Consider the following 25691-nt stretch of genomic DNA (forward strand, 5'->3'; position numbering starts at 1 on the left):
CAGCGCTGACATAGCCGATCGACTAAAACATTAGTGCACCTGCTATTTTTCCTGCGTAATCACCATAAGCAACGAAACTTAACGCAACATTAAATTTGCAGTGTTTACTCAGCCAACTTCTTCAGCGTTTAGGGTTGATTGATAATTGTGCAGAGCGCGGTATGACAAAAAGCAGGGCTGCCGTTGAGATTTTTACACGCTGATTTTTCTGGATATGGCGCGCAATTTTTTCTGCAACTCGCTGAAAATATTGATTTTAAATACCTCACTCGCCGGATATCAGGTAGGTTACTCACAGATGAATTACGTCATGTGAGAAGGAGGAGAATATGATGCTGGTAATGGTGACGCTGCTGTCGCTGGCGACGGGCAGTTTTATTAACGTTGTGGTGTACCGGCTGCCACGACACATCGCCGGGGCGGCCACGTTCACTTCCCTGCTGGCTCCCTCCTCCTGCTGCATACACTGTGAACGCGCCCTGCGCTGGTATGACATGATCCCGGTGCTGAGCTGGCTGCTGCTGCGCGGCCGGTGTCGCGATTGCTATGGCCCTATCAGCTGTCGTTATCCGGTTACCGAGGCCGCGACGTCGCTGATCGCCCTGCTGCTGATGCAGCTGCTGCCCGCGGACAGCCGCCTGATTGCCGCACTGCTGCTGGCATGGTCACTGCTGGCGCTTTCGCTTATCGATATGACGCATCTACTGCTGCCGGATGCGATTACGCTGCCGCTGCTCTGGCTTGGCCTGCTACTGCATGCCGGTGATGCGATGCCCGGTACGCTTCGTGATGCCGTTACCGGCGCAGCGGCCGGGTATAGCGTGATTCGCTTTACCGGCTGGTGCTATCAGCTGCTGAGAAATCAGCCCGGCATCGGACTGGGGGATGCAAAATTAATGGCAGCGCTGGGTGCCTGGCTTGGCTGGACGTCGCTGCCGGCGCTGCTGCTTATCGCCTGCGGCAGCGCGCTGATTTTTGTGATCTTTATCAAACCCTACTGTTTTCAGCGGCCAGACCGCCCTGTTCCGTTTGGTCCGTGGCTTTCACTGGCGGGTATAAGTCTCTTTATTCATTCAATAATTTAAAGCTGGCTATTTTAGCGGAGAAATAACAGCGGCCAGTTTCTGTCCAACGTTATGATTCGTATATGAAAAGAATAAACAATTCTACACAAAATTAATCATTGTGATGTGAGGCAAAAGGCTCTATATTGGCCGCGCTTTTTACATTACTGATACTTTTTTGTTCAATTAGTCAATCGGCCAGCCACTGCGAGCCCCGGTTGAAGGAGAGATATGATGACGGATAAAGTCCGTATTGATAATTTTGGTGCCAGCTCATTCAACGGAAACAACGACGCATTCTTAGCCCGTCAGGCTGAGTTTGAATCAAACGTCAGGAGTTACCCGCGCAAATTGCCTTTAGCCATCGCTAAAGCCAGCGGCGTGTGGATTACGGATGTTGAGAATAAGCAATATCTTGACTGTCTGGCTGGCGCAGGGACGCTGGCACTTGGTCATAACCATCCTGATGTTCTGCAGAGCATCCAAAATGTCATTACCAGCGGCTTGCCGTTACATACTCTTGATCTGACCACACCGCTGAAAGATCAATTCTCTGAATCTCTGCTTTCTCTGCTGCCAGGCCAGGGCAAAGAGTATTGCCTGCAGTTCACCGGCCCATCCGGCGCGGACGCCGTTGAAGCTGCGCTGAAGCTGGCGAAAAAAGTCACCGGCCGCAGCGGTATTATCAGTTTCTCAGGCGGCTATCACGGCATGACGCACGGCGCGCTCGCGGTGACCGGCAACCTGTCGCCAAAAGAAGCGGTTAACGGCATGATGCCGGAAGTGCAGTTTATGCCTTATCCGCACCAGTACCGCTGCCCGCTGGGTATCGGTGGCGACGCAGGCGTGAAAGCGCTGACCTACTACTTCGATAACCTGATCAATGACGTAGAAAGCGGCGTGCGCAAGCCGGCAGCCGTTATTCTGGAAGCGGTCCAAGGTGAAGGCGGCGTGAACCCGGCACCGGCAGAGTGGCTGCAGCGCATTCGCAAAGTCACGCAGGAGCACGGCATCCTGCTTATTCTGGATGAAGTTCAGGCAGGCTTTGCCCGCACCGGCAAATTCTTCGCCTTTGAACACGCCGGCATTGAGCCGGACATCATCGTGATGTCAAAAGCGGTTGGCGGTGGCCTGCCTCTCGCTGTGCTGGGCATTAAAAAGCAGTTTGATGCCTGGTCACCAGGACACCATACCGGTACTTTCCGCGGCAATCAGCTGGCGATGGCGACTGGTCTGGCTACCCTGAAAGTGCTGACCGAGCAGAATATTGCTGCCAAAGTTGCGGAACAGGGTGAATGGCTGAAAGCACAGCTGGCAGAGATGCAGCAGCGCTTCCCGGTTATCGGTCATATTCGCGGCATGGGCATGATGATCGGTATCGAAATCGTTAAGCCTGATGAGCCAGCCGATCACATGGGCAGCTTCCCGGCAGATGGCGAGCTTTCTGCGCTGCTGCAGAAGAAATGCTTCGAAGCGGGCCTGATTCTGGAGCGCGGCGGCCGTCACGGTTCTGTCCTGCGCCTGCTGCCGTCCCTGCTTATCACAAACGAAGAGCTGGCTGTATTCCTGGATAAATTTGAGCAGGCGCTGCTGGGCGCTGGCGTCAAACCTGTTTGACTGGAAAAGTAAATGAGTGAAGTGAACCCGATTCTGGCCGCCTCTGCGCAGAGCATTGAGGCGTATCAGCAGGCGATTGCCCAGAGCAGCGCCGCGGTTGTGCAGTGGCTGCAACAGCCTGAGATGTATCAGGGCAAAACGGTTGCCGAACTGCGCGAGCGAATTGCGCTTGACTTCAATCCTGACGGCCTGGGTAACCAGGCCGCGATTGAGCGCGCAATTGAGTATTTCCTGAAAGACAGCCTGTCAGTGCACCACCCGCAGTGTGTGGCGCATCTGCACTGCCCAAGCCTGGTGGTAAGCCAGGCCGCTGAAGTTCTGATCAACGCCACAAACCAGAGCATGGATTCCTGGGATCAGAGCCCATCAGCGACCATCATTGAGGTCAAACTCATTGAATGGCTGCGTGCTCAGGTGGGTTACGCTGCCGGCGACGCGGGCGTCTTTACCAGCGGCGGCACCCAGAGCAATCTGATGGGCCTGATGCTGGCGCGTGATGCCTTCTTTGCCCGCCAGGGACATTCGGTGCAGCAGGATGGCATCACCGGCGATCTGCGTAAGATGAAAGTGTTCTGCTCTGAAAATGCGCACTTCTCCGTACAGAAGAACATGGCGCTGCTCGGCCACGGCTATCAGTCAGTGGTTCAGGTGAAGTCGGATGACTTTGCGCGCATGGACGTCAACGATCTGCAGGCCAAACTGGCGCAGGCTGAAGCGAATGGCGAACAGGTACTGGCGATTGTTGCTACGGCGGGTACCACTGACGCAGGCGCTATCGATCCGCTGCGCGAAATTGCTGCCATTGCTGCTGAACGTAACATCTGGGTGCACGTGGATGCGGCATGGGGCGGCGCGCTGCTGCTGTCAGAGAAGTATCGCCACTATCTGGATGGCCTGGAAATGGTGGACTCCGTTACCCTGGACTTCCATAAGCAATATTTCCAGACCATCAGCTGCGGCGCATTTCTGCTGAAGGATGCGCGTCACTATGAACTGATGCGTTATCAGGCGGCTTACCTGAATTCTGAGTTTGATGAAGAGGCGGGCGTACCAAACCTGGTCTCTAAATCGCTGCAGACCACGCGTCGCTTCGATGCGCTGAAGCTGTGGATGGGTCTGGAAGCGCTGGGTCAGAAACAGTATGCGGCAATTATCGACCACGGCGTCACGCTGGCGCAGGAAGTGGCGCAGTATGTTGAAGCGACACCGCGCCTGGAGCTGGTGATGCAGCCGCAGCTGGCAAGCGTGCTGTTCCGCTATCGTCCGCAGCAGCTCACCGATATCGCGCAGATTGCCCTGTTTAATCAGCGCATCGGCGATGTGCTGCTGGAGTCGGGCCGCGCTAACGTAGGCGTGACCGAAAATCAGGGTGTGACCTGCCTGAAGCTGACGCTGCTGAATCCGACCGTGACGCTGGATGATATCAAGCTGCTGCTGGCTCTGGTGGAAAAAACCGCCGATCAGCTGCTGAGCGCCTGATTCTCCGGCTGACATCAGGCCGGCAACCTTCACGGGTTGCCGGCTTTTTTTATGCCAGATTTTCCGTGCCGCTGCCACGCGCGATCACGCCCGCCTCCAGCAGACAGCCTCTCAGCGCGCCAAACGCATCCTGACACTGACGCTCGTCAACGCAGGCATATCCCAGCAGTAAACCGCGTTTCTCCTGCGGATGCATATAATACTGCGACAGCGCACGCACCTTCACGCCGCGCCTGAGCGCCAGCGCAGCTATCGCCACGTCATCACACCCCTGCGGCAGCGCCAGTACCAGATGCAGACCCGCCTGATAGTTCACCGCAGGCATAAACGCCTCCCCAAGATAGCGGGAGATAAGCCCGGTCAGAAACTGCCGCCGCTGGCTGTAAAGCTTGCGCATGCGGCGGATATGCGCCATGTAATGCCCTTTCTGAATAAACTCTGCCAGCGCACGCTGGATCAGCAGGTGACCGCCCCGGTATAGCTCCGCTGCCGCCAGCCGCAGCGGCTGTGCCAGCGCTTTTGGCACCACCAGATAGCCCAGCCGCAGCGCCGGATAGAGCGTTTTAGAGAACGTGCCCATATAGATAACCGGTGCATCCGCCTCAAAGCCCTGCAGCGACGGAAACGGCTGGCCGGAAAAACGAAATTCACTGTCGTAGTCATCTTCTACCAGCCAGCTTTTATGTTTTCGCGCAAAATCAAGCAGCTGCCTGCGACGCTCCAGGCTAAGATGTACGCCCAGCGGATACTGGTGTGACGGTGTCACAAATATCATTTTTGGCGGTTTACTGCGCGACGTCAGATCTGGAATGATGCCCTGCTCATCCACCGCTTTCGCCTGGATTTTAAGGCCGTTGATGCGCAGCAAATTACGCGTTCCCCAGTAGCCCGGCTCCTCGATCCAGACCGGATCCCCCGCGTCGCACAGCACGCGCGTCACCAGATCCACCGCCTGATGCACACCCTCGGTAATAATAATCTGGTCGGCGTCCGCCCGTACCGAACGCGCCACGCTGAGATACTCCGCCAGCGCCTGACGCAGCAGCGGACAGCCTCCGCTGCTGCTGTAGATCAGCCGCTCTATCTCCGGATCGCGGTTCAGCCGCGCCTGGATCTGACTGAACAGCTTATGCGGAAACTGACGCACATCGGGCGCGCCCGGAACAAATGCGCCCCACTGCCACGGTGAGGCGTTGGCGTGGCCGAGCAGGGTTGCCCCCCGTCGCGACAGCGCAGCAGGTTTTGTCAACGCGGCAGCAGGCTCAGGAACGCGCTGCGGGCTGTTCAGACACCCCTCAGGCAGCGTTTCAGCAATCCAGGTGCCGCTGCCGGTGCGCGCCGTGACGTATCCCTGCGCAATGAGATTTTCATAGACGTTCAGCACCGTATTACGCGATACCGCCAGCTCGCGTGCCAGATCGCGCGTGGCGGGCAGGCGCGAGGCGCGCGGGAAAATACCTTCAGCAATCGCCTGCTGCATGCAGATAAGCAGGCGCTGCTGCAGCGTGCCCTCTGCAACAAATTGCAGACGTTCCAGAACATGATCGGCATACAAACTCCGCAATTGGCTCCATCCTTTTTCGTTGAATTGGCTCTGGCAACCTGTGCCGCTGCAGGCATAAATAAGCGTGTTTGTCGTGATTTGTAAAGAAGCTTATCGCTAAGGAAAGGTTATGGAAGGTAAAAACAGCCAGCTGCAACAACGTAAAGATGACGCCCTGCCACGCGGCACCGGCAACCTGTGCCCGTGGTTTGTTGAGCAGGCGGAAAACGCCACGCTGCGCGACACTGAAGGTAATAGCTGGATCGACTTTGCCGGCGGTATTGCGGTTCTGAACACCGGCCATCGCCATCCGCGCGTCGTGCAGGCCATCAAAGATCAGTTAGAGAAGTTTACCCATACCGCTTTCCAGGTCACGCCTTATGAGAACTATGTTGCGCTGGCGGAACGCATTAACGATCTGGTTCCTATCGCCGGTAAAGTGAAAACCGCGTTTTTCAGCACCGGTGCTGAAGCGGTAGAGAATGCCGTTAAGGTTGCGCGTGCCGCCACGCGGCGTCACGGTATCATCACCTTTGGCAATGCGTTTCATGGCCGCACCTTTATGACCATGGCGATGACCGGCAAAGTGGCTCCCTATAAGCGCGACTTTGGCCCGATGCCCGCCTCCGTATTCCACGCCCGTTATCCAAACAGCGTCACCGGCATCACCACAGCAGATGCGCTGGCAAGTCTGGATGACCTCTTTACGCAGGATATCGCCCCGCAGGATGTGGCCGCGATCGTGCTGGAGCCGGTCCAGGGCGAAGGTGGCTTCCATATCGCCCCCCCTGAATTTATGACGCAGCTGCGCGCGCTGGCCGATCGGCACGGCATTCTGCTGATTGCTGATGAAGTACAAAGCGGATTTGGCCGCACCGGAAAAATCTTTGCCATGGAACACTATGGCGTGGAGCCGGACCTTATCACTATGGCAAAAAGCCTCGCCGGCGGTATGCCGCTCTCCGCCGTCAGCGGACGAGCAGAAATTATGGATGCGCCCGGTCCCGGCGGCCTGGGGGGAACCTATGCCGGTAACCCTCTCTCTATTGCGGCAGCGCACGCGGTGCTGGATGTCATCGCCGAAGAGCAGCTCTGCGAACGCTCCGTACAGCTTGGCGCTGCGCTGACCGAATTTCTGCAGGGAGTACGCGCCACGCAGCCTGCTATTACCGATATCCGCGCGCTGGGTTCCATGGTGGCCGTGGAGTTTGCTGATGCGCAGAGTGCACAGGCGCTGCAGCAGCAGGCGATGGCGCAGGGGCTGCTGCTGCTGACCTGCGGACCGCAGGGTAACGTCATCCGCTTCCTCTATCCGCTGACGATTCCGGACGCGCAGTTCCGTCAGGCGCTCGATATTCTCGGCGGTCTGCTCACTCCGCAGCGTTAAACCGCGCTGCACCTCAGGCCTGTCCGCTGCAGGCCTGACTTGTCCACCTTCACGCCAGGCGGCGCTGTACGTCGCCTGAGAGACGATTCGGAGAAAAAACTATGACTGCTCAGAATGCCGACGTACTGGCACCAGGCCTGAAGCCGCGCCACGTGAGGATGCTATCTATTGCCGGCGTTATCGGGGCCGGCCTGTTTGTCGGATCCGGTCACGCCATCGCCGAAGCGGGACCGGCGGTGCTGCTCGCCTATATTGCCGCCGGTACGCTGGTGGTGCTGATTATGCGCATGCTGGCTGAAATGGCCGTCGCCTCGCCTGATTCCGGCTCTTTTTCCACCTATGCTGATAAATCGCTGGGGCGCTGGGCCGGTTTTACCATCGGCTGGCTCTACTGGTGGTTCTGGGTGCTGGTGATCCCGCTTGAAGCTAACGCCGCCGGCACTATCCTGCACGGCTGGTTTCCGCAGGTAGACGTCTGGGAATATACACTGGCGATTACGGCGTTTCTGACCATCAGTAATCTGTTCAGCGTGAAAAACTATGGCGAGTTTGAGTTCTGGTTTGCCCTGCTGAAGGTGGTAGCAATCGTCGGCTTCCTGGTCGCCGGTAGCCTGGCGGTATTTGGCCTGCTGCCCGGCAGCAATACGCAGGGGATCTCACATCTCTGGGATACCAAAGGCTTTATGCCAAACGGAATCAGCGCCGTACTGGCGGCTATTCTGACCACGATGTTCTCTTTCATGGGCACGGAGATTGTCACCATTGCCGCAGCGGAGTCGCGTGAACCGAAAAAGCAGATCACCCAGGCGACTAACTCCGTCATCTGGCGTATCGCGCTGTTTTATCTGCTGTCAATTTTCCTGGTGATTTCGCTGGTGCCGTGGAACAGTCCGGCGCTGATGAAGAACGGTTCTTATCAGACCGCTATGGAGATAATGAACATCCCGCACGCGCGTCTGATTGTCGATATTGTGGTACTGATTGCCGTCTGCAGCTGCCTGAACTCTGCGCTCTATACCGCCTCGCGTATGCTGTTTTCGCTGTCGCGCCGTCAGGATGCCCCCGCGGCCGCATCACGCACCACGCGCAGCGGTACCCCATGGGTTGCGGTATTGCTCTCAACCGCAGCGGCGTTTCTGGCGGTATTTGCCAACTACGTGGCACCCAGCGCCGTCTTTGAGTTCCTGCTGGCCAGCTCCGGAGCCATTGCGCTGCTGGTCTATCTGGTTATTGCAGCCTCTCACCTGGTGCTGCGTAAAAAGCGCGAGGCGCGTGGTGAGGTCCTGAGCTACCGCATGTGGCTCTTCCCGGGACTCACCTGGGCAACCATTGTGTTTATCATCGGCGTGCTGGGCTCCATGCTGTTTAATCAGCAGCATCGCCCGGAGATCATCGCAACCGCTATTCTGACGCTGCTGGTGCTGGCTGCCAGCCGGCTGGTACACCGCAAACGCGCGGCACGCCGCCACGCCAGAATGGTCGCCGTTCGTTCCTGAGTCACAGTGCCGGGCAGGGATGCCCGGTTTCAGTATACGTCGATGCTGATGGCTGACTCCGGCACATCAATTTTCACCACGCAGTGCGTCCAGACGGGCTGGCCCGGTGACAGTTCATGCTCAATGAAATAGTGCTGAAACGCTCTCAGCGCCTCCGTCAGGTCGCCTACGGCACGCGCATCAGGCTCAAACCAGTCAGGTTCGCCCTGCTCATCCAGATAGTTAAACTGATACTGTCCCCCCTCCTCATCAGCAAACAGTTCAGCCTGTACCGTCAGCTGACGTGCGTTCTCAGGCCCGCAGCTATAAATAATCTGTCCGATGCGGCGATAGAGATCTTCATATTGCATATTTTTTATTCCCGCGCGTGGATGGCGACACTGCACCACCCGTTAAGGTTGACTTTCTGCCGCATGCCCTGACAATGGCAGCGCCAGTTTTAGCCGTTTATAAAGGGAGTTTACCATAGCCTGTTTATCGCGTTTTCATCTGACAGCGCTGCTGCGCACCGCTGCGCTGGCGCTGCTACTGGCAGGCTGTGCCGGTACCCCCCCGAAGTCGCTGGTGACGCCGCTGCCGCTGCCGCCCGCGGCAAAGCCGCCGGTAACGCCTGCTCCGGACGCCCGGCGCGTGCCGATGCGCGGCGTATGGCTCACCACCGTTTCGCGCCTCGACTGGCCGCCAGTGACATCGGTGACGGCTGCACCCGCTGAGCGTGTGCGTCTGCAGCAGGCGTCGCTTATCGCAAAACTGGACCAGTTAAAGCAGCTCGGGATCAACACAGTGTTTTTCCAGGTCAAGCCTGACGGTACCGCGCTCTGGTCCTCAAAGATCCTGCCGTGGTCCGATACCCTGACCGGCCATATCGGAGAGTATCCCGGCTACGATCCGCTGGCGTTTCTGCTGAAAGAAGCCCATCAGCGTGGCATAAAAGTGCACGCCTGGTTTAACCCCTATCGCGTCTCGACTAACGTCAAACCCGGCACCCTGCGCGAACTACAGCGTACGCTGGCGCAGCAGCCTGCCAGCGTCTATGTGCTGCATCCTGACTGGATCCGCACTGCCAGCGACCGGCTGGTACTGGACCCGGGTATTCCCGCCGCACGCGACTGGATCACCAGCATCGTGGCTGAAGTTGTTTCGCACTACGCCGTGGATGGCGTGCAGTTTGACGACTATTTCTACACGGAAACCGCGGCCTCTCCTCTGAATGACAGCGCGACTTTTCGGCAATATGGCGCCGGTTTTACCACTAAAGCTGACTGGCGGCGCAATAACACGCTACAGCTGATTGAACAGGTTTCACGCACGATTAAAAAAGTGCGGCCCGGCGTGGCGTTTGGCGTCAGTCCGGCTGGAGTATGGCGCAATCTCTCTCACGACCCGGCGGGTTCCGATACGCGCGGGGCAGCCGCCTACGACGAGGCCTACGCCGATACGCGCCTCTGGGTTCAGCGTGGTTTGCTGGATTATATCGCGCCGCAGCTTTACTGGCCGTTTGCCCGCGCAGCAGCGCGCTATGACGTGCTGACCCGCTGGTGGGCGGACGTGGTCCGTCCGACGCCGGTGCAGCTCTACATTGGCGTTGCGCTCTATAAAGTGGGCGTGGCGTCTAAAATGGAGCCCGACTGGACGCGTCAGAATGGGGTACCCGAACTGCAAAAGCAGATTGAGCTGAATGAGTCGCTGCCGGATGTGGATGGCACCATTCTCTTCCGGGAAGGGTATCTGTCGCAGCCGCAGACGCAGGAGGCCGTGCGCTATCTGCAGAACCGCTGGAAAAGCCGCGACTGACCCGCATCAATCCGCTATCATCAGCGCCCGTTAGCCCGATTAGGATGTGCTATGTCTGCTGATTTTGACGCGTTTATTGCACCGCCGTGCCATGAACAGATCGCGGTAGTCTGGCAGGATGAGCACCTGCTGGTGATAGGTAAGCCCGCCGGTCTGCTGAGCCTCTCCGGTAAGAATCCGCAAAATAACGATTCGGTGCATTACCGGCTGCTGCAGCGCTATCCCGGCTGTTCGCTGGTGCACCGGCTCGACTTTGGCACATCCGGCCTGATGATCATCGCCCGGAACAAAGCGATCAACGCTGCGCTCTCCGCGCAGTTCAGTACGCGCCGGGTGGGAAAAACCTATACCGCACTACTGTGCGGTCATCTGCCCGATGACGAAGGCGTGATAGATGCGCCGATAGCAAAGGATCCCGCGCACTTTCCGCTGATGTCGGTGTGCCCGGTGAAGGGTAAACCGGCGCGCTCGCGTTATCAGGTAACTGCACGCCTTTGCCCGCCTGAAGGGCCGCCGCTGACGCGGGTGATGCTGATGCCCGAAACCGGACGTACCCATCAGCTGCGTCTGCACTGCCAGCTGCTGGGTTACCCGATTCTGGGCTGCGACTTTTATGGTGGCCGGCAGTTGCCGGGAACAGAAGAGGCGCCGCGTCTGATGCTGCACGCCAGTGCGATCCGGTTTGTTCATCCGGTCAGCCAGCAGCCGCTGCATCTGCAGCTGCCGGCCCCGTTCTGAACGCCAGAGCGCTTACCACATCAGATCATCCGGCACTTTAAAATCAGCATATGGATCGTCCTCATCCTGCGCTTCCTGACTCAGCGCGCTGTTCAGCACAATCGCGCTGGCGTCGCGCTGCGCAATTTTATCCGCCACGCTGGCCGGAATAATGGCGTAGTCGCTTTTCTCCGTAACCAGCCGGGCAATCGCCAGACGCCCGTTGATAAGCTGCGTCTGCGTCGTTTTATCAACGGTAATTTTTTTAATCAGATTGTTGTCGGTGAAATTAAAATCGATATCACCCCGTCCAGTCGTAATACGGTTCATCTCAATGAGCTGCTTTACCTGCGCCTTATACTCTTTTTCCAGCACCGCCTGACGCTGCTGGTCATTAAGCTGCTTATCACGCTCAAGCTGCGCTTTTTTGTTCTCTTCAACGGCCTGTTTCGCTTCACGCGCCTGCACGCGTGACTTTTTAGCCGTACGCTGCACCTTTTCCATTTTTTTGCTGGAGACTAATCCGGCTTTGAGCATCTGCTCCTGTAGCGTAAGTTTAGACATTTCCGATCCTGAATCTGTTGGCTAATCTGGCAGATTATACCTGTTATTCACCGGGCTGTACCGGCCAGCCGCATCCGCGTGAGCGGATATCTGCAGCAGACGGCGCTCTCAGCGATCAGAAGGTGGCATTAATGCCTATATTCCATGTTATCTGCCGCCGATCGCTGTTGCCGCCGATCGCAGAAACGCCGGTAAACGCGCTGACGGCGTCAGTCAGCGGCACCGAGGCACCCGCTGCCGCCTCCAGCCAGCTATCATCGCCATTGCTAACCGTACGGGTAAAAGCCGTGCGCGTTGATTTTAGTCCACCGCGAACGCTGCTCTCAGCATCACCAAACTGACGGTTGTAGCTGATTTCCGCCCAGGGATTGACGGGCCACCGCGTGGTGTCGATACGCCAGCCGGCTGCGCCAGTCCGGGTATGCCGGGTCTGATCGGAAAAACGCATTGCGGTACTGCTCTCTCCGTTTTCACGGTAGCCACCGGCGCGCGCGTAATCGAGCGCATAGCGCACAACCGGACCGGTAGAGAGATGTGCGGTCAGCGGGAAATCCCAGCCGCTCTGCACGCGAAAGCCCAGCAGTTTACCGCTGCTGTTTCCCTGTTCTGTACGGGTGGCCGGCCCGATTTGAACACGGCGCTCAATAGCGTCATAGCTGAGATCGCCGTAGTGCACGTCTGCGTTGATCCAGCCCTGCTCGAACAGCGTAAGCTGGCTGTAAAGCGCCACCAGATTGCCGCGCAGCTTGTATGAGTAACGATCGTCAGGATGCTGGCGCTGGTCGCTGCGTGACAGCACCAGACCCGCCTGCCAGCTATCGGTTAGCTGATATCCCATACCCAGCGTCAGGCTGGCCTGCGTGGCATCACCCGTAAGCAGATCGCTGCGGCGATAGTCAGCATGCTGCCCGGCGTAGCCACCAAACAGGCTAAACTCACCGGTACTCTGCGCCTGCTGACGCTGCTGCTGCAGATGCCCCTCCAGCGTATTTTGCATATCACGGGCCGCGCCTGCTGGCGCTGCGGTGAGCGATGAGACCAGCGCCGGTGCATCGAGAATCGAGCGGATATAATCGGCAATCATCGCATGTACCGCTGGCGAGGGGTGCAGCCGGTCAGCAAACAGAAAGCGCTGCGCCTCGCTGAAGCCTGGCGTGGCAGACGTACACTGGGCGGCGGATGTGCCTGGCGGGCAGGCCATACCGATGGTGTTGCTCAAACCATACCGCGCGGGGTCCGCGATCACTTCGCTGAGCAGGCCAGCGATATCAGCACGCACGATATTGCCTTTAAGCGCAGCCAGCCCCGCTTCCTCCTGCTGGTTAAATCCATCAGAGAGTGCCGTCACCTGCTCACTCAGCACCTGCCAGAGCGCGAACAGCTGCTGCGCCAGCGCATCGCGTACGGCAGGGATCGCAGAGACTTCTCCCGCCGCACGGCTGAATGCGGTCTGAATAGCCTGCTCGCGGGCAGCCTGACTCAGCACAGGCGTCGCGTTCAGCGACTGAAACGCCGCCTGCAGCGCTGAATCTGCCAGGGGGCCTGTCAGCTGCAGCACCGTCTCAATCATCAGCGGGGTTGTGCCAAGCTGCGGCACATTCGGCACGATTACCGTACCCGCACCTGCATCCAGCAGCGTTCGAACCTGTGCCGCCGCCGCGCTGGCGCTGGCTGCAACGGTCTGCGGCGCAGTCAGCGGATTTGCCAGCACCGCCGCCGCAATGTCATTGGCACCTGCCCAGTAAATATAGAGACCATTGCGCTCCGCGCGGCCGTTGTTACGCTGCAGCCAGCGCGCCAGCTGATCCTGCGTATTAAACGCCGGGTTAAGCGCCGGAACGGTCACGGCGCCGCCCTGAGCGTAGTTATTTCCGCCCTGCGATGAAGGGCGCAGCGACAGGCCAGAGTCTGCTGCCAGAATTTCGTCATAGAGGGGATGCTGTGCACCATCATACGTAAAGCGACCGACATTACCGCCATCGCTCAGGCTATCGCCAAATACAGTCAGACTATCCCAGGCGTAAGCAGGCGCTGAGGCAACAAGAGTGGCAGCAATGGCACCGGCAAGCGCCAGGGGCGTAAAACAGGAATGAGGCATATCAGACTCCTGAAATACCCGATCGCCACGCTGGCGACGAGACGGGCGGACTACGCGTGCGGCTTATCCGCAGGCGGCGTGGTATTGCAGGAAAGGTGTAGACATTCAGAGAGGCATTTACCAGATTGTGACCGGGGATTTGCGGTATCCGTCAGAATAATCGGGTTCAGGGCGGTATAAAGCAGGGCCCGCCAGCAGGCGTGCTGACGGGCAAAACGGATTACATGCGGGCTTCGAGCGGCACCGGCACCTTCTTCGCTTTTGGCTTCAGGCCAAACATGAAAGAGGCAATGCGTGAACGCTTGATGAACCAGTAGCAGACGGCGCTCAGGCCAATACCGATAGCACAGTCAATCAGCACATACAGAACGGCATAGTTGGCAGGCAGCCAGTCATCAATAAGCCAGGAGAACGCAATCACCACCGGATAGTGCAGCAGATAGATGATCAGTGCTGAATCCACGATAGCGGTCAGTATGCGATTCTCTTTAACCTGGATTTTTTCAAAGGTGAACACCATCCAGTAAGAGAGCATGGCGGACAGCACGCTGCCCATCATTACCGGCACGTACTTCACCACGCCGCCGATATGATTATGCGCAACGTAGTAGCAGCCCGCCCAGACGGCAGCCACCAGCGCGGCAATCAGCCAGTTGTTCATCAGCTTACTGTTTGCGTAATGCGCAATCTTCTCGCGATTGATATAGAGCGCATAGCCTGCCGTGTAGTAGACCAGGAAGCGCGCCGTAATCGGAATCAGCTCGATAAATTCGCCACGCCCTTTTACCAGGAATTTCAGCACAAAACAGGCGTTACCCAGCACAACCAGTAGCGCGATAAGCGCAGGCAGTGAGAGTTTGCCCAGCTGGCGCGCGCTCCACTGATAAAAGCTGCCGGGTATGGCCAGTGACATAATACTCAGCGACACCAGAAACCACAGGTGATGCATCATGGTGTAGCTGTTCAGCCAGCCTTCCGCCGAGTAGGGGCGGTCATTTATCTGTCCAGAGATAAAATACATCAGTGGCGGAATAAACAGATAGGCTGAAATAAGCGGAATAAATACGCGCTTGCGACGGTTCTCGGTAAAAAACTGCTGTCCTTTACGGAGAATAATGAGGGCGGAAAACATCCCTGATAAAAAGAAAAAGACTTCCATCCTGAAGGTATGAAACATGCTCAACAGCGCAGTAAATATCTCAGCGGGATCGCGCTGCGCCGTATAATACCAGGGATTCTCGCCGGGCAAACTTCTTGAGGCATGTAACAAGACACCTTCCAGAATTAGCCCGGCACGCAGCAGATCCAGACCGATATTTCGGCTGGACAAAAAGGATTGTGTTTTCACATCGCATACCTTGATGGGGATAGTGAGCGGAATATAGGGGAATCATGGACGGCGTAATACCAGAAAATTCTGTATACATTCCTGTGACTAACGATTCGGAATTTCGCTATTGTGTAAAAGTTGTAACTTTTTTACGGACCTGTTCAGTAAAGCAGCGTTATCTGTTTGAAAGTGTTAGAGAGTTAATGCTTTGAACCGGGTTAATGCCGCGCTGGCAGGCGGCCTTACTGACAAAGAAGCCCGGCTCCGCTAGCCTGAGCGCTTTTCCTACATCCTGGCCTGACAGGTGAAAATCATAAAAATGGTTAGCGTGGTCATCCTGAGACTCCAGAGCAGTCCCCTGTCCCCCTCCTGAAATCAGGTCCAGACTATTTTATAGTCACTATGCACATCATGCTGATTAAACAAATAATTTCACAGCGTTATTACCAGAGTTTAAGAATTAACCTGATTTTGATTTTTCACTGATGCTTTAAGATTGTATGACCTGCATCACAGCTGTTATGGTTACATTTTACGTTTTAATTATTCGATCCATTAAATATTATTGAGCCTCACCAGGCGGGAAATTTGCTATGCCTTATTCACTGATTCGTTTTGCTTCATTATTGGTTACCGGATTTATCCTGCAAAATACCGCATGGGCAACGACGCCTGATACCAGTAATAACTTTATTATTGAAGCTTACGGTGGTTCAAGTACGCTGGGCGCAATGGCAGTCAGAGAGAATGGCAAACAACATAACATCAACATCAAAGACAATGAGATTGCCCTGATAAATAAGTGGCTTGGCGAAAAGTATGGCCCGGGCATCCGCGTGGTAAATAAGGGCGCAGCCTCTGCACAGGCAATGGATTTACTGCACCCGAAATACTTCTATAAAAAGAATAAAAGCTGGCGTGAAGAGATGCAGCGCTCGCCCGCTAAAATAATCCTGCTGAACTTCGCAACCAACGATGCGCGACACTTTCATTTCAAAGATACCGAAGCGAAATATATCGTCAGCCCGGATCAGTATACTAAAGTGATGACGGAGCTGATCGCGATTGCCCGCGAAGAGGGTAAACAGGTGGTATTGCAGGAGCCGCACCCGATTTGTGGCGGGGCAAAAAAGTGGAACGTTGCGCCTTATGTCACGAAGCTGGACGCACTGGCGCGCGCCGAGTCGCTGCCGCTGGCACGCCAGTATCAGCGTATTCTGCAAATGAAAGAGTGGCAGTCGCTGATGTCACCTGACTGTATTCATCCCTCTGAACAGCTCTATCGTATGAAAGCTGAGGAGACCTACTCCGTTCTGACCGCACATTTCAACAGTGAGCTTGCGGCGGCCGGTAAGTCAGGCAATGAGGCGCAACAGGTCGCCCGGCGCTGAGTTTCAGGCAGCAATGACGCAGAAAGGGCATTTTTTTCACTCTGCTTTCGGCTATTGTAGCGCTACCGCTTCGTACCGAATGGAATGGAATAATGAGCACAAAATATGCCCCCGCGCAGATTCTGCTTCACTGGCTGACATTTATTTTGATTGTTCTCGCTTATTGCACGATGGAGTTTCGCGGCCTGGCGCCGCGCGGCTCCTGGCAGCGTCTCTTTATGGTGGTGACGCACTTCTCTGCTGGCAGCTGCGTGCTGCTGCTGATGCTGTCGCGTCTGGTGATGCGGTTTCGCCATCGCACGCCGGCTATTGTGCCGAAGCCCGCCCACTGGCAGACCGGCCTGGCACACCTTACTCATCTGGCGATCTACCTGCTGTTTATTACCCTGCCGGTGCTGGGCATTCTCTCCCGATTCTGGCTTGGCCGCGACTGGTGGCTATTTGGTATTTCGATGCCGGTCAGCGCCGCGCCCGATCCCGACCTGGCCGATACGCTGATTGAGTGGCATGAAACGCTGGTACCGCTGGGTTACTGGTTAATCGGCCTGCACGCGCTGGCGGCGCTGGCGCATCATTATCTGTTTAAGGACAATACGCTGCTGCGCATGATGCCTTCGCGCAAGCCGCGCTAACGGCAGCCCGGCACGTGGCCGGGCTGCGTCAGTCAGCTTAATGTGAAACGTGCGGCGGTGTGAGCGAGCTGCGCCGCCTGATCTTCCAGTGAGCTTGCTGCTGCCGACATCTGCTGAACCAGCGCCGCATTCTGCTGCGTAGCGCTATCCATCTCATTCACTGCAATGGTCACCTGGCTTATGCCGCGCGCCTGTTCATCAGATGCGATAACAATTTCATCGATAATATTGCGCACGGAGTTTACCGCCTGTGTCATTTCAGTCATGGTTTTACCGGCACGCTGAACCAGCCCGACGCCGCTGCTGACGCGCTCCCCGGACTCCTCGATCAGCGCAGCAATCTCTCTCACCGCGCTGGCGCTGCGCTGCGCCAGATTACGAACCTCAGAGGCCACGACGGCAAAGCCACGCCCCTGCTCGCCGGCACGTGCAGCTTCCACCGCCGCGTTGAGCGCCAGAATATTCGTCTGAAATGCGATGCTGTTGATAATGGCAGTAATGTCGCCGATCTTTTTCGCGCTGTTATCTATCTGCGCCATCGTCTGCACCACTTCACCCACCAGTGTTTCGCCGCAGCTGGCAATATGCGTGGCATTTTCTGTCAGCGTGGTTGCCTGATGCGCATTTGCCGCGTTGTGTTTCACCGTAGCGGTAATCTGCTCCATACTGGCCGCGGTCTGCTCCAGCGCAGCCGCCTGCTCTTCGGTTCGCGATGCAAGATCGAGGTTGCCGCTGGCGATTTCGCCCGCGCCTTGCCGCACTGATGCGCTGGCGTCCTGAATCTGGCTTGCCATATCGCGCAGCTGCGTCTGCATTGTATGCAGCGCGTAAAACAGGCTGCTGCGATCCTGTGACACCAGCGGAATCGCGTTATCAAGTCTGCCGCCGGCCACCGCCAGCGCAATAGCCGTGGCTTCGGCCGGCTCGCCGCCAATCGGCTTAAGCACTTTCCGGCTAAACACCCATCCCAGCAGTAAACTCACGGCAACGATGCTGATGAGCATCAGTATCAGCGCGTGCATCAGCTGGCGGTGCGCCGCCGCCATCACTTTGCTCACCGGTGCAACGACACCCAGATACCAGTGCTGGTCGCTGCTGCCGATAGTCACTGGCTGCCATGTTATCAGCGCCGCTTCCCCCAGTATGGCGTCATGCTGTTCAGTAACGGCACGGCTGAACCCATGCGTTTCTCCCTGCCAGGGTTTCGCGGTTTGCGTCTGGTCCGGATAGGAAACCACTCTGCCACCGCTGGAGAGCAGCATCGCATAGCCACTGCCTTCCCAGGGCCTGATCTTGTTGATGCGCGCCTGCAGCGCCGCCAGTGAGATATCAGAGGTCACTACGCCCCAGAGCTTACCTTGGCTGATAATGGGAGCGGCGACGGAAGTGAGTAACACAGGCACCCCGTTATAGGCGTAGCTGTAAGGTTCAATCAGCGTATCCTTACGACTTTTTTGTGGCAACAGATAGTAATCTCCCTGTCCTGGCGTCAGCATGGAGGCCAGTGGATGCAGCCTGAAGCTGCCGCTGCTGTCGCGATCAACAAAATAGGCGTAGCGTCCCTGAGGTGCAGCACCAGGCTGACTGACAAACTCCGCATCGCGGCCATCAAACGCATTTTGTTCAAATATCACAGAGATGGAGAGGTAATCGGGGTTGTCACGCAGAGTGGAGATAAGAAGCTGGTCCGCCACCTTCCGATCGCTGATCCCTGCCGCCGGCAGCGCAATCAGGCTATGTCCCAGATTATGCGCCACATCGCGCGCGTAACTCAGCTCCTGCTGAATCTGCAATGCCTGACTCTGCGCAATCTGCTGCAGATAGTTTTCCGCCAGCGACTTCTGTTCTCTGCTGGATTGCCAGCTGAGCACGCCGATGGTGATAGCAAAACCAAGGGTAATTGTGACCGCGCCCGTCAGCAGCATCTGAGTACGGGTACGCATTTTTCGCGTTATAAGTGCTTTTGTGGCCATGATGGCGCTCCTGGGGTTGGCAAATCAGAGCAATAATTGCGCCACATCCTGGGCCACCAGCGATCCTTTATCACTCTATCGGCTCAACCGTGCTGAACTTGATGGCATCCGCACCCGGATTAAAAAATAATCAATATCGATGCCCGTAGGGGTCGCATTAATGCGACCCTGACATATAAATGCCGCCCCTGGGGATTAATTAGGTATTTCACTGGCGGGTTGATCTGGCGCAAGAACTTTGTGCGCAACTGCTGTCAACGTATCTCCTGCAGGCTTTCCGCCCTTACGATTACAGGAGCATACAATGACAGGTAAAATGGGGTTAACCGGTTTTTTACTGGTGTGGCTGGTTTATGTTGTCTGGATGGTGAGCTACTACTCGGGAACCTTTTCACTCTTTTCACACTGATAAAATGGCCCGCATGCCGGGCTTTTTCAGGCTTAATCAGAAAGTAGCAAAGGTGAGTAAGGCGACAGCAAAACGCCGTCAGGAAGACGGCGCCGGGGTGCATCACAACGATCAGGCCGCTTTAACCGCGCGCACCTTTTTTTCAGGGGCAGAATCACTCTCTTTCACTTCAGATTTAGCATCTTTGTCTGCCGCCGCATCAGGCAGTTTGCTGGTGCGCAGAATATGCTGTACCGCGTCTTTCTGCTCTGCCAGCAGCATGCCCCAGGTTTCCGCTTCCGCATCCGCCAGCTCTGGCTTGATCTGCTGCAGCCAGTCGGTAAAGGCATCTGCCATATCAAGCATCTTATCCCAGGCATCGGCATCTTTTTTACTGGCAAACGTCATCTTCTCTTCACCTTTTCTGACTACAACATATTTGGTTTCGACTGCCATGATGCACCTCATTAACTGTATTTATATACAGTATATTCTGTTATGCAGCGATGAGCAAGTCTGCCCGCGTTTCAGGCAAGCAATTCCTCCAGAAAGGTGGCCAGCGCTTTTCGTGGGTCATCCTCTTCCGAGACAATCATCTCAATTCCCCACTGCCCCAGTACCTCTTTAGCCACCGGATTATTGCGATTGGTAAAAAGATACGATTTAGGCCGGGCCGTTGCGAGTCCGGTTCGTCCCCACATTTTAGTCAGCCGGTAGAACAGCAGGCGGATGTTGAAATCGCTGATGCTGTAGCCAACAAACAGCACCGAGTTACCCATCACGTCGTGCGTCAGTTTGATATCCAGTGGGGAATCAAAATAGAGACGTTCAAAATAGCTGCTCTCATCCAGCACAATCGAGGTATCGTCATCGAAATCGCCGTGAAGTTTAATGATGTGGCGCTTATCTTCAGTGAGTGAGACGAGATCGGCGGCGTTAGCCACTTTGCTATAGGGGACGTTGTGCGCCTCGTGAGCCATCTCCAGCCAGCGATCGTAATTGGTGGTGTAGATGCGCGAAAAATTACCCTGGGTGATCATGGTATGGATTTCGGAGCTACGCACATCGATATCGGGCCGGTGCCACTCGCGATCCATCCAGCTGCGCAGCGGCCCCAGTGAGCCTTTGCGCTGCTTGTAATACTCCGCCAGCGACAGGTGTGTCCCGTAGGTGTTGAATATTTTCGGATCGTAGCCCAGCTCTTTTGCCAGATGGGCAATCAGTTCGTGCCACTCCGGCAGGCCAAGATTGCGGGAGATGCCGGCACCGGCAAACAGGATCAGTTTGCCGGCATCGTAGGCGCGTTTGAGTTCAGGCTTCATACATAACCCCGCGCGGTTTTGAGAAAGGCGGCAAAGCGATCCAGCGCCAGGCGCCGATTGGAGATCTCATTCTTTAGATCGCCCATTTCAGCAAAGGTCTGCGTATACCCTTCCGGGATAAACACGCAGTCCCACTGAAACTCCTGCGGCCCGGCCGGCTCTGGCGCAATGCGACCGCGCAGCTGTCCTTCAAACTGATACATCTTGCGACCATCGCAATACCCCAGCACGGTTTTTGCCGTCACGCAGGGCGTATCAAGGCCGCGTACCAGTTTGGTAAAGCGATCGGCATTGAGCCGGCTCCAGAAAATACGCGTCAGTCCGGCTGGCAGACCGTTAAGCCCGTCCAGAAACAGGCCGGTATGCTCGACAAACAGCGGCCGCCCGATAATGGAAAACGCTTTAGTGAGCTTATCGCGTACCAGTTCAACCTCATTTTCCGTCTGGATCTCCTCAATCCGCCTCGCGATAGGCACCACTTCCACCCCTACCGGTTCAAGGATGGTACGCACTTCAGAAAGTTTGAGCTCGTTAGCCGATAAGAAACGAATTTTCATTGCAACCAGTAATGTTAAGTAGGGTTAAACTGCATTAGTGAGGTGATCCGGCTGTTTTCCGCCTGTTGTTATATTTAGCACATCAGCCTGTGCCGGGAGTGATTCTACTCTGTGACCGGCGGAAGGAACAACCGCGCGCGCAATTTAGCGCAGGCAGATAGCGGTTCGCTTCCGTGAAAAGTTGCGCGATAACCCCCCGCCACGCATAAATATCATCTCTAATGTCAAATCTCCGGAGCAGATCAACGTGCAGAAAAAGCGCTGTGACAGCCGTCTCGCTTAGCACTAAGATAGCGCTCCTGAATACAATAAAACTAATCAATTACAGAGCAGAGTGATGATCGCGTTTTTGACTGCGGGCTATTCGCGCGTACGTAATTTGCCCTTTAGCCTGAAGGGAGAGAGCGCAGAAAAGAAGCTGCGCTTTACGCTGCTGATTGCGGGTGTGGCCAGCACTACCTCAGGCATTTATATGGCGCTGCTTAACGCCCATAGCCGTTCGCCAGCAATACCGTCGCTCTACTATCTGGGCGTGGCGCTGGGCCTCTATATCTGCGCCGTTGCCTTTCACGGCAAACTGCAGCGGCATCTGGCGATCGTCACGCATGCGCTGCTGTTTATCATTACAGCTCTGCTGCTGCTGGACAATGACCATCCTGCCGTTAAACCTTCTGCGTGTAATTATCTGATCGCGCTGACCATCGGCTCGGCACTCGTCCTGCGGCAGCAGCCGCGCTATCTCAGCAAAATATTTCCGCTAATCTGCCTCGCCTGTTACCTCATTTTTACCCTGACCGGCCTGACCTGGCAGCAGGGATCGTTTCATTTTGCGCTGCCGGCGGAAGCCAGTTTCTACATTGTTAACTGTATCGTGCCCGTACTTTCTCTGCTGCTGACCGCGCTGACCTTTCGCGGCGATTACTCTGAAACTGACCTGATAAAGCGCGAACTCTCTGCCGCTGTCAGCCAGGATCAGCTCGAACTCTATTTTCAGCCGCAAGTGGATACCGGTAAACATCTGATCGGATTTGAAGCTCTGCTGCGCTGGAAACATCCGGTTAAAGGATTTATTTCACCGGACGTTTTTATCCCGGTAGCGGAAAAGAGTGGCCTGATGATTGAGATTGGCCGATGGGTTATGGAGCGCACGCTGCAGCATATGGCTGCCTGGGAGAGTCTCCGGCACGGCGACAGCCTGGTGTTTTCTGTCAATATCAGTCCTCTGCAGCTAATGCATCGCGACTTTACCGCTGAAACTCTGCTGCTGCTCTCGCGTTACAGGATCCAGCCACAGCGGCTTAAATTTGAGATCACCGAAAGCACCTTTATCTACGATCAGCAGCATATCAGCTCTGTTATCGCGCACTTCAGCCAGCTCGGCGTAAAATGGGCGATCGATGATTTTGGCGTCGGTTACTCTTCGCTGAAATCGCTCAGCGATTTTTCGATTGATGATATTAAAATTGACAAGTCGCTGATTATGCACATTTTTGAAAATGAATCTGCCGCTATTGTGGTGCATAAAACCATTGAGCTGACGCGCGAAATGGGGCTGAACGTGCTGGCTGAAGGCGTTGAAAGTGAAGAGATGTTTCACTACCTGCGCAGTCGCGGATGCCAGTTCTTCCAGGGCTATTACTTTGCCCGGCCTCTGCCAGCGGCAGAGGTGATAGGCTGGGTGAAAAAATATCAGGGTGAAAAACGGGGCCGCAGTGCGACCCGTCTTTACTGATAAACGATGCCCGGCGGATTGATCTGCGACTGCGCTACCGCCTCATCCTGCTCTCCCCAGCGCGTCAGTACCTGCTGATACTGTCCGCTGGCGATGGCATGATTAACCGCCTGCTGCAGCGCCGGGGCCAGCCCGTTACCCTTTTTGGTTGTGACGGCCACCCATGCCCGATACGGGCCGTGACCAACAACCGCTGTTTGCCCGCGCGACGCCGCTTTCCACGCCGCCACCGCCTGCGGGCCAAAGGTGGCATCGGCGCGTCCGGACAACAGCGCGAGCGTGGCAGAAGCGTCATCATTAAGATAGACAGGCTGCACCGGCGCTAATCCCTCCTGGCGGTTTTTCGCATCCCAGCCCAGCAGGATCTTCTCCTGATTAGTACCGGACCCGACAATGATGCGCCTGCCCGCGACATCCTGACGTCCGGTAATCGCAGAGATGGGACTCCCTTTCCGTACGGCAAAGGCGTGGTTGTCAGCCCGATAGGTGGCAAAGTCAAATTTGCGTTTACGCTCCTCGGTCACGGCGATATTAAACATGGCAACATCATAGCGTCCGGCGCTGATGCCGAGCGGCCACTCCTCCCACGAGGCGGGCACCAGCTTTAGCGTAAGGCCCAGACTTTCAGCCAGCAGTCGCGCCATATCGGGATCGCTGCCAATCAGCGTTTTGTTATCTGACGCCCATAACCCGATGGGCGGTGAGTTAGTGGCGCTGGTTGCGACCGTCAGAAAGCCGGGGTGAACAAACGCATAGTTCGCCGGAATTCTGGCTATCGCCTGCGGATCGGCGGCGATATGAATCGCCGTTTCATTATTAGCCGCATCCAGCGCCGCGCTCTGCGCGGCTGAAAACAGCAGGCCGGATGCCACCAGCGTCAGGACGAACCGCTTCATTACAGCACCCGCGCCAGAAAACGTCGGGTGCGCTCGTGGCGTGGCTGATTCAGCACCTGCACGCTGCTGCCCTGCTCAACCACGCGGCCGTCAACCATAAACACCACGTTGTCTGCCACTTCACGCGCAAAGCCAATCTCATGCGTCACAATCACCAGCGTGGTGCCGGAGCGCGCCAGCTTTTTAATGACGTCCAGAACCTCACCCACCAGCTCCGGATCCAGTGCCGACGTCGGCTCATCAAACAGCATCACGCGCGGATTGAGCATCAGCGCACGCGCAATCGCGATACGCTGCTGCTGACCACCCGAAAGATGGCGCGGCCAGGCGTCAGCTTTATGCCGCAGTCCCACCGTGTCCAGCAGCTCACCGGCGCGTTCAATCGCCGCACGTCGCGTAAGCTGACGATGTGCGATCGGCGCTTCAATCAGGTTTTCCAGCACGGTCAGGTGCGGAAAAAGATTGAAGTTCTGAAAAACGTAGCCGACGTTGACCCGCTGACGCAGTATTGCCCGCTCTTTAAGCTCATAGAGTTTATCGCCGCGGCGCTGATAACCGATATAGTCATCATCAATCTGAATAAAGCCCTCATCGACCCGCTCCAGGTGATTGATGGTGCGCAGCAGCGTTGACTTACCCGAACCGGAAGGCCCGAGAATAACCGTTACGGATCCCGGCGCCAGCGACAGCGAGACCGCGTCCAGCGCTTTGTGTTTACCAAACGACTTGCTGACGCCGGTGATGGTAACCGCCCCGGCAGCATAGGACGGACGATAATCAATGGCTTCGGACATGAGAGCGCTCCTCAATAACAGCAGGGGTTGAATAACGATTACGCCACTGCCGCCAGCGCGATGACTGCGGCTCGCGGGTTACGCTGCGCGCCAGCGAGCGTTCAACGCTGTGCTGCAACAGCGACAGCACCGTTGTGATAATCAGATACCAGGCGGCGCCCACCATCAGCAGCGGGATCACCTGCTGAGTGCGGTTGTAGATCATCTGAATGGTGTAAAACAGCTCTGGCATCGCCAGCACGTAAACCATCGACGTGCCTTTGGCCAGGCTGATGATTTCATTGAAGGTGGTTGGAATGATCGCGCGCAGTGCCTGCGGCAGGATGATGCGGAAGGTCCGGCGCGAAGAAGAGAGTCCCAGCGCTGACGCCGCCTCAAACTGCCCCTGGTCCACGCCGAGGAACCCGCCGCGGATAATCTCTGCGCTATAGGCGCTCTGCACCAGCGTCAGGCCAATCACCGCGGCCGGAAACTGGCCCAGCACATTAATGGTCTGGAAGTGACCCCACGACCAGGGCGTAAACGGGATCCCCAGCGATAAGGTGTCGTAGAGATAGGAGAAGTTATAGAGAATGATCAGTACTACAATCAGCGGCAGCGAGCGGAACAGCCAGATATAGCCAAACGCCAGCGTACTCAGCAGCCACGAGGAGGAGAGCCGGGCCAGCGCCAGCAGACCGCCGAAAATCAGACTCAGTACGGTGCCCGCCAGCGTCAGCAGCAGCGTCTGACCCAGGCCATTCAGGATCACCGGGTCAAAAAACCAGCGCGCAAATACCCCCCACTCCCAGCGCGGATTGAACGCGATGGAATCCACCACCGCTGCCAGAATAAACAGCGCCGCCACGGCGCCCAGGCTGCGCGCCGGATAGCGTGCCGGCACCACGGTCAGTTTTTGCGTCTCACTCATTTTCGGC

Annotated in this window: 22 protein-coding genes; 10 read left to right on the top strand and 12 right to left on the bottom strand. The window is 56.5% G+C overall.

The genetic code is table 11. From position 1 onward, the window contains the following. Window positions 1-329 precede the first annotated feature (329 nt). The 3 genes from B4M48_RS04310 to B4M48_RS04320 all read left to right on the top strand — a co-directional run bounded on the left by B4M48_RS04310 (window position 330) and on the right by B4M48_RS04320 (window position 4160). Window positions 330-1085 (top strand): prepilin peptidase, encoded by a 756-nt coding sequence (locus B4M48_RS04310; RefSeq protein WP_040113470.1) that lies wholly within the window; start codon window positions 330-332, stop codon window positions 1083-1085. 213 nt (window positions 1086-1298) lie between these two features. Continuing rightward, on the top strand, window positions 1299-2681 hold the full coding sequence (locus B4M48_RS04315; RefSeq protein ID WP_071668318.1) for a diaminobutyrate--2-oxoglutarate transaminase: 1383 nt from the start codon (window positions 1299-1301) through the stop codon (window positions 2679-2681). Between the two features lie 12 nt (window positions 2682-2693). Continuing rightward, window positions 2694-4160 (top strand): pyridoxal phosphate-dependent decarboxylase family protein, encoded by a 1467-nt coding sequence (locus B4M48_RS04320; RefSeq protein ID WP_250341454.1) that lies wholly within the window; start codon window positions 2694-2696, stop codon window positions 4158-4160. A gap of 49 nt (window positions 4161-4209) precedes the next feature. Here the strand turns inward: B4M48_RS04320 and B4M48_RS04325 are convergent, their stop codons facing one another. Beyond that, complete coding sequence (locus B4M48_RS04325) at window positions 4210-5724, bottom strand: PLP-dependent aminotransferase family protein (protein WP_288656062.1); 1515 nt, start codon at window positions 5722-5724, stop codon at window positions 4210-4212. A 109-nt stretch (window positions 5725-5833) separates the two neighbouring features. On the opposite strand from B4M48_RS04325, the gene gabT reads away from it, so the two are divergent. Together gabT and gabP are read left to right on the top strand one after the other, a co-directional pair. After that, window positions 5834-7090, top strand: a complete 1257-nt coding sequence (gabT, locus tag B4M48_RS04330) for a 4-aminobutyrate--2-oxoglutarate transaminase (protein ID WP_104085669.1) — start codon at window positions 5834-5836, stop codon at window positions 7088-7090. Window positions 7091-7191: 101 nt separating this feature from the next. Beyond that, complete coding sequence (gene gabP, locus B4M48_RS04335; RefSeq protein ID WP_071668316.1) at window positions 7192-8586, top strand: GABA permease; 1395 nt, start codon at window positions 7192-7194, stop codon at window positions 8584-8586. Window positions 8587-8615: 29 nt separating this feature from the next. Here gabP and B4M48_RS04340 read toward each other — a convergent pair whose 3' ends face one another. Beyond that, window positions 8616-8936 carry a hypothetical protein gene (locus tag B4M48_RS04340; protein ID WP_040113465.1) on the bottom strand — a complete coding sequence of 107 codons (321 nt, stop codon included), beginning with the start codon at window positions 8934-8936 and terminating at the stop codon, window positions 8616-8618. A gap of 115 nt (window positions 8937-9051) precedes the next feature. Here B4M48_RS04340 and B4M48_RS04345 point away from each other — a divergent pair, with 115 nt between their 5' ends. Further along, window positions 9052-10380 (top strand): glycoside hydrolase family 10 protein, encoded by a 1329-nt coding sequence (locus tag B4M48_RS04345; RefSeq protein ID WP_286876629.1) that lies wholly within the window; start codon window positions 9052-9054, stop codon window positions 10378-10380. A 51-nt stretch (window positions 10381-10431) separates the two neighbouring features. Continuing rightward, window positions 10432-11118 (top strand): RluA family pseudouridine synthase, encoded by a 687-nt coding sequence (locus B4M48_RS04350; RefSeq protein WP_071668314.1) that lies wholly within the window; start codon window positions 10432-10434, stop codon window positions 11116-11118. A 12-nt stretch (window positions 11119-11130) separates the two neighbouring features. On the opposite strand, the gene B4M48_RS04355 is transcribed toward B4M48_RS04350, so the two are convergent. The 3 genes from B4M48_RS04355 to B4M48_RS04365 form a co-directional block, all read right to left on the bottom strand. Then, window positions 11131-11661, bottom strand: coding sequence for a DUF2058 domain-containing protein (locus B4M48_RS04355; RefSeq protein ID WP_040113462.1), 531 nt, complete (start codon window positions 11659-11661; stop codon window positions 11131-11133). Window positions 11662-11776: 115 nt separating this feature from the next. Beyond that, window positions 11777-13759 carry an autotransporter outer membrane beta-barrel domain-containing protein gene (locus B4M48_RS04360; protein WP_288656065.1) on the bottom strand — a complete coding sequence of 661 codons (1983 nt, stop codon included), beginning with the start codon at window positions 13757-13759 and terminating at the stop codon, window positions 11777-11779. 220 nt (window positions 13760-13979) lie between these two features. After that, window positions 13980-15107 (bottom strand): acyltransferase family protein, encoded by a 1128-nt coding sequence (locus B4M48_RS04365; RefSeq protein ID WP_040113461.1) that lies wholly within the window; start codon window positions 15105-15107, stop codon window positions 13980-13982. Window positions 15108-15682: 575 nt separating this feature from the next. Here B4M48_RS04365 and B4M48_RS04370 point away from each other — a divergent pair. Both B4M48_RS04370 and cybB read left to right on the top strand, forming a co-directional pair. Continuing rightward, window positions 15683-16480 (top strand): SGNH/GDSL hydrolase family protein, encoded by a 798-nt coding sequence (locus tag B4M48_RS04370; RefSeq protein WP_052246545.1) that lies wholly within the window; start codon window positions 15683-15685, stop codon window positions 16478-16480. A gap of 92 nt (window positions 16481-16572) precedes the next feature. After that, window positions 16573-17112 (top strand): cytochrome b561, encoded by a 540-nt coding sequence (gene cybB / locus B4M48_RS04375; RefSeq protein ID WP_071668312.1) that lies wholly within the window; start codon window positions 16573-16575, stop codon window positions 17110-17112. Window positions 17113-17144: 32 nt separating this feature from the next. Here the strand turns inward: cybB and B4M48_RS04380 are convergent, their stop codons facing one another. The 4 genes from B4M48_RS04380 to B4M48_RS04395 form a co-directional block, all read right to left on the bottom strand. Then, complete coding sequence (locus tag B4M48_RS04380; protein ID WP_288656067.1) at window positions 17145-19085, bottom strand: methyl-accepting chemotaxis protein; 1941 nt, start codon at window positions 19083-19085, stop codon at window positions 17145-17147. A gap of 520 nt (window positions 19086-19605) precedes the next feature. Further along, on the bottom strand, window positions 19606-19929 hold the full coding sequence (locus tag B4M48_RS04385; RefSeq protein ID WP_071668310.1) for a YebG family protein: 324 nt from the start codon (window positions 19927-19929) through the stop codon (window positions 19606-19608). Between the two features lie 71 nt (window positions 19930-20000). Then, complete coding sequence (locus B4M48_RS04390) at window positions 20001-20795, bottom strand: SIR2 family protein (RefSeq protein ID WP_034829783.1); 795 nt, start codon at window positions 20793-20795, stop codon at window positions 20001-20003. Then, window positions 20792-21352, bottom strand: coding sequence for a non-canonical purine NTP pyrophosphatase (locus tag B4M48_RS04395; RefSeq protein WP_040113457.1), 561 nt, complete (start codon window positions 21350-21352; stop codon window positions 20792-20794). The genes B4M48_RS04390 and B4M48_RS04395 overlap by 4 nt, the downstream gene beginning before the upstream one ends. Window positions 21353-21689: 337 nt before the next feature. Between B4M48_RS04395 and B4M48_RS04400 the strand changes: the two genes are divergently transcribed. Then, a complete protein-coding gene (locus tag B4M48_RS04400) occupies window positions 21690-23084 on the top strand; it encodes an EAL domain-containing protein (RefSeq protein ID WP_288656069.1) in 1395 nt (464 codons plus the stop codon). Here B4M48_RS04400 and B4M48_RS04405 read toward each other — a convergent pair. From B4M48_RS04405 to B4M48_RS04415, 3 genes are read right to left on the bottom strand one after another with little or no spacing between them, the layout of a single operon-like run. Continuing rightward, on the bottom strand, window positions 23078-23980 hold the full coding sequence (locus B4M48_RS04405; protein ID WP_288656071.1) for an ABC transporter substrate-binding protein: 903 nt from the start codon (window positions 23978-23980) through the stop codon (window positions 23078-23080). The genes B4M48_RS04400 and B4M48_RS04405 overlap by 7 nt on opposite strands. Continuing rightward, on the bottom strand, window positions 23980-24774 hold the full coding sequence (locus tag B4M48_RS04410; RefSeq protein WP_040113455.1) for an amino acid ABC transporter ATP-binding protein: 795 nt from the start codon (window positions 24772-24774) through the stop codon (window positions 23980-23982). The genes B4M48_RS04405 and B4M48_RS04410 overlap by 1 nt, the downstream gene beginning before the upstream one ends. Next, entirely contained in the window at window positions 24758-25684 is a 927-nt protein-coding gene (locus B4M48_RS04415) for an amino acid ABC transporter permease (protein ID WP_040113454.1), read from the bottom strand. Before B4M48_RS04415 ends, B4M48_RS04410 begins: the two co-directional genes overlap by 17 nt. Window positions 25685-25691 lie beyond the last annotated feature (7 nt).

Origin of the sequence: Pantoea sp. UBA6567 (genome assembly GCF_002434165.1) — a bacterium.
Classification (GTDB): Bacteria; Pseudomonadota; Gammaproteobacteria; order Enterobacterales; family Enterobacteriaceae; genus Pantoea; species Pantoea eucrina.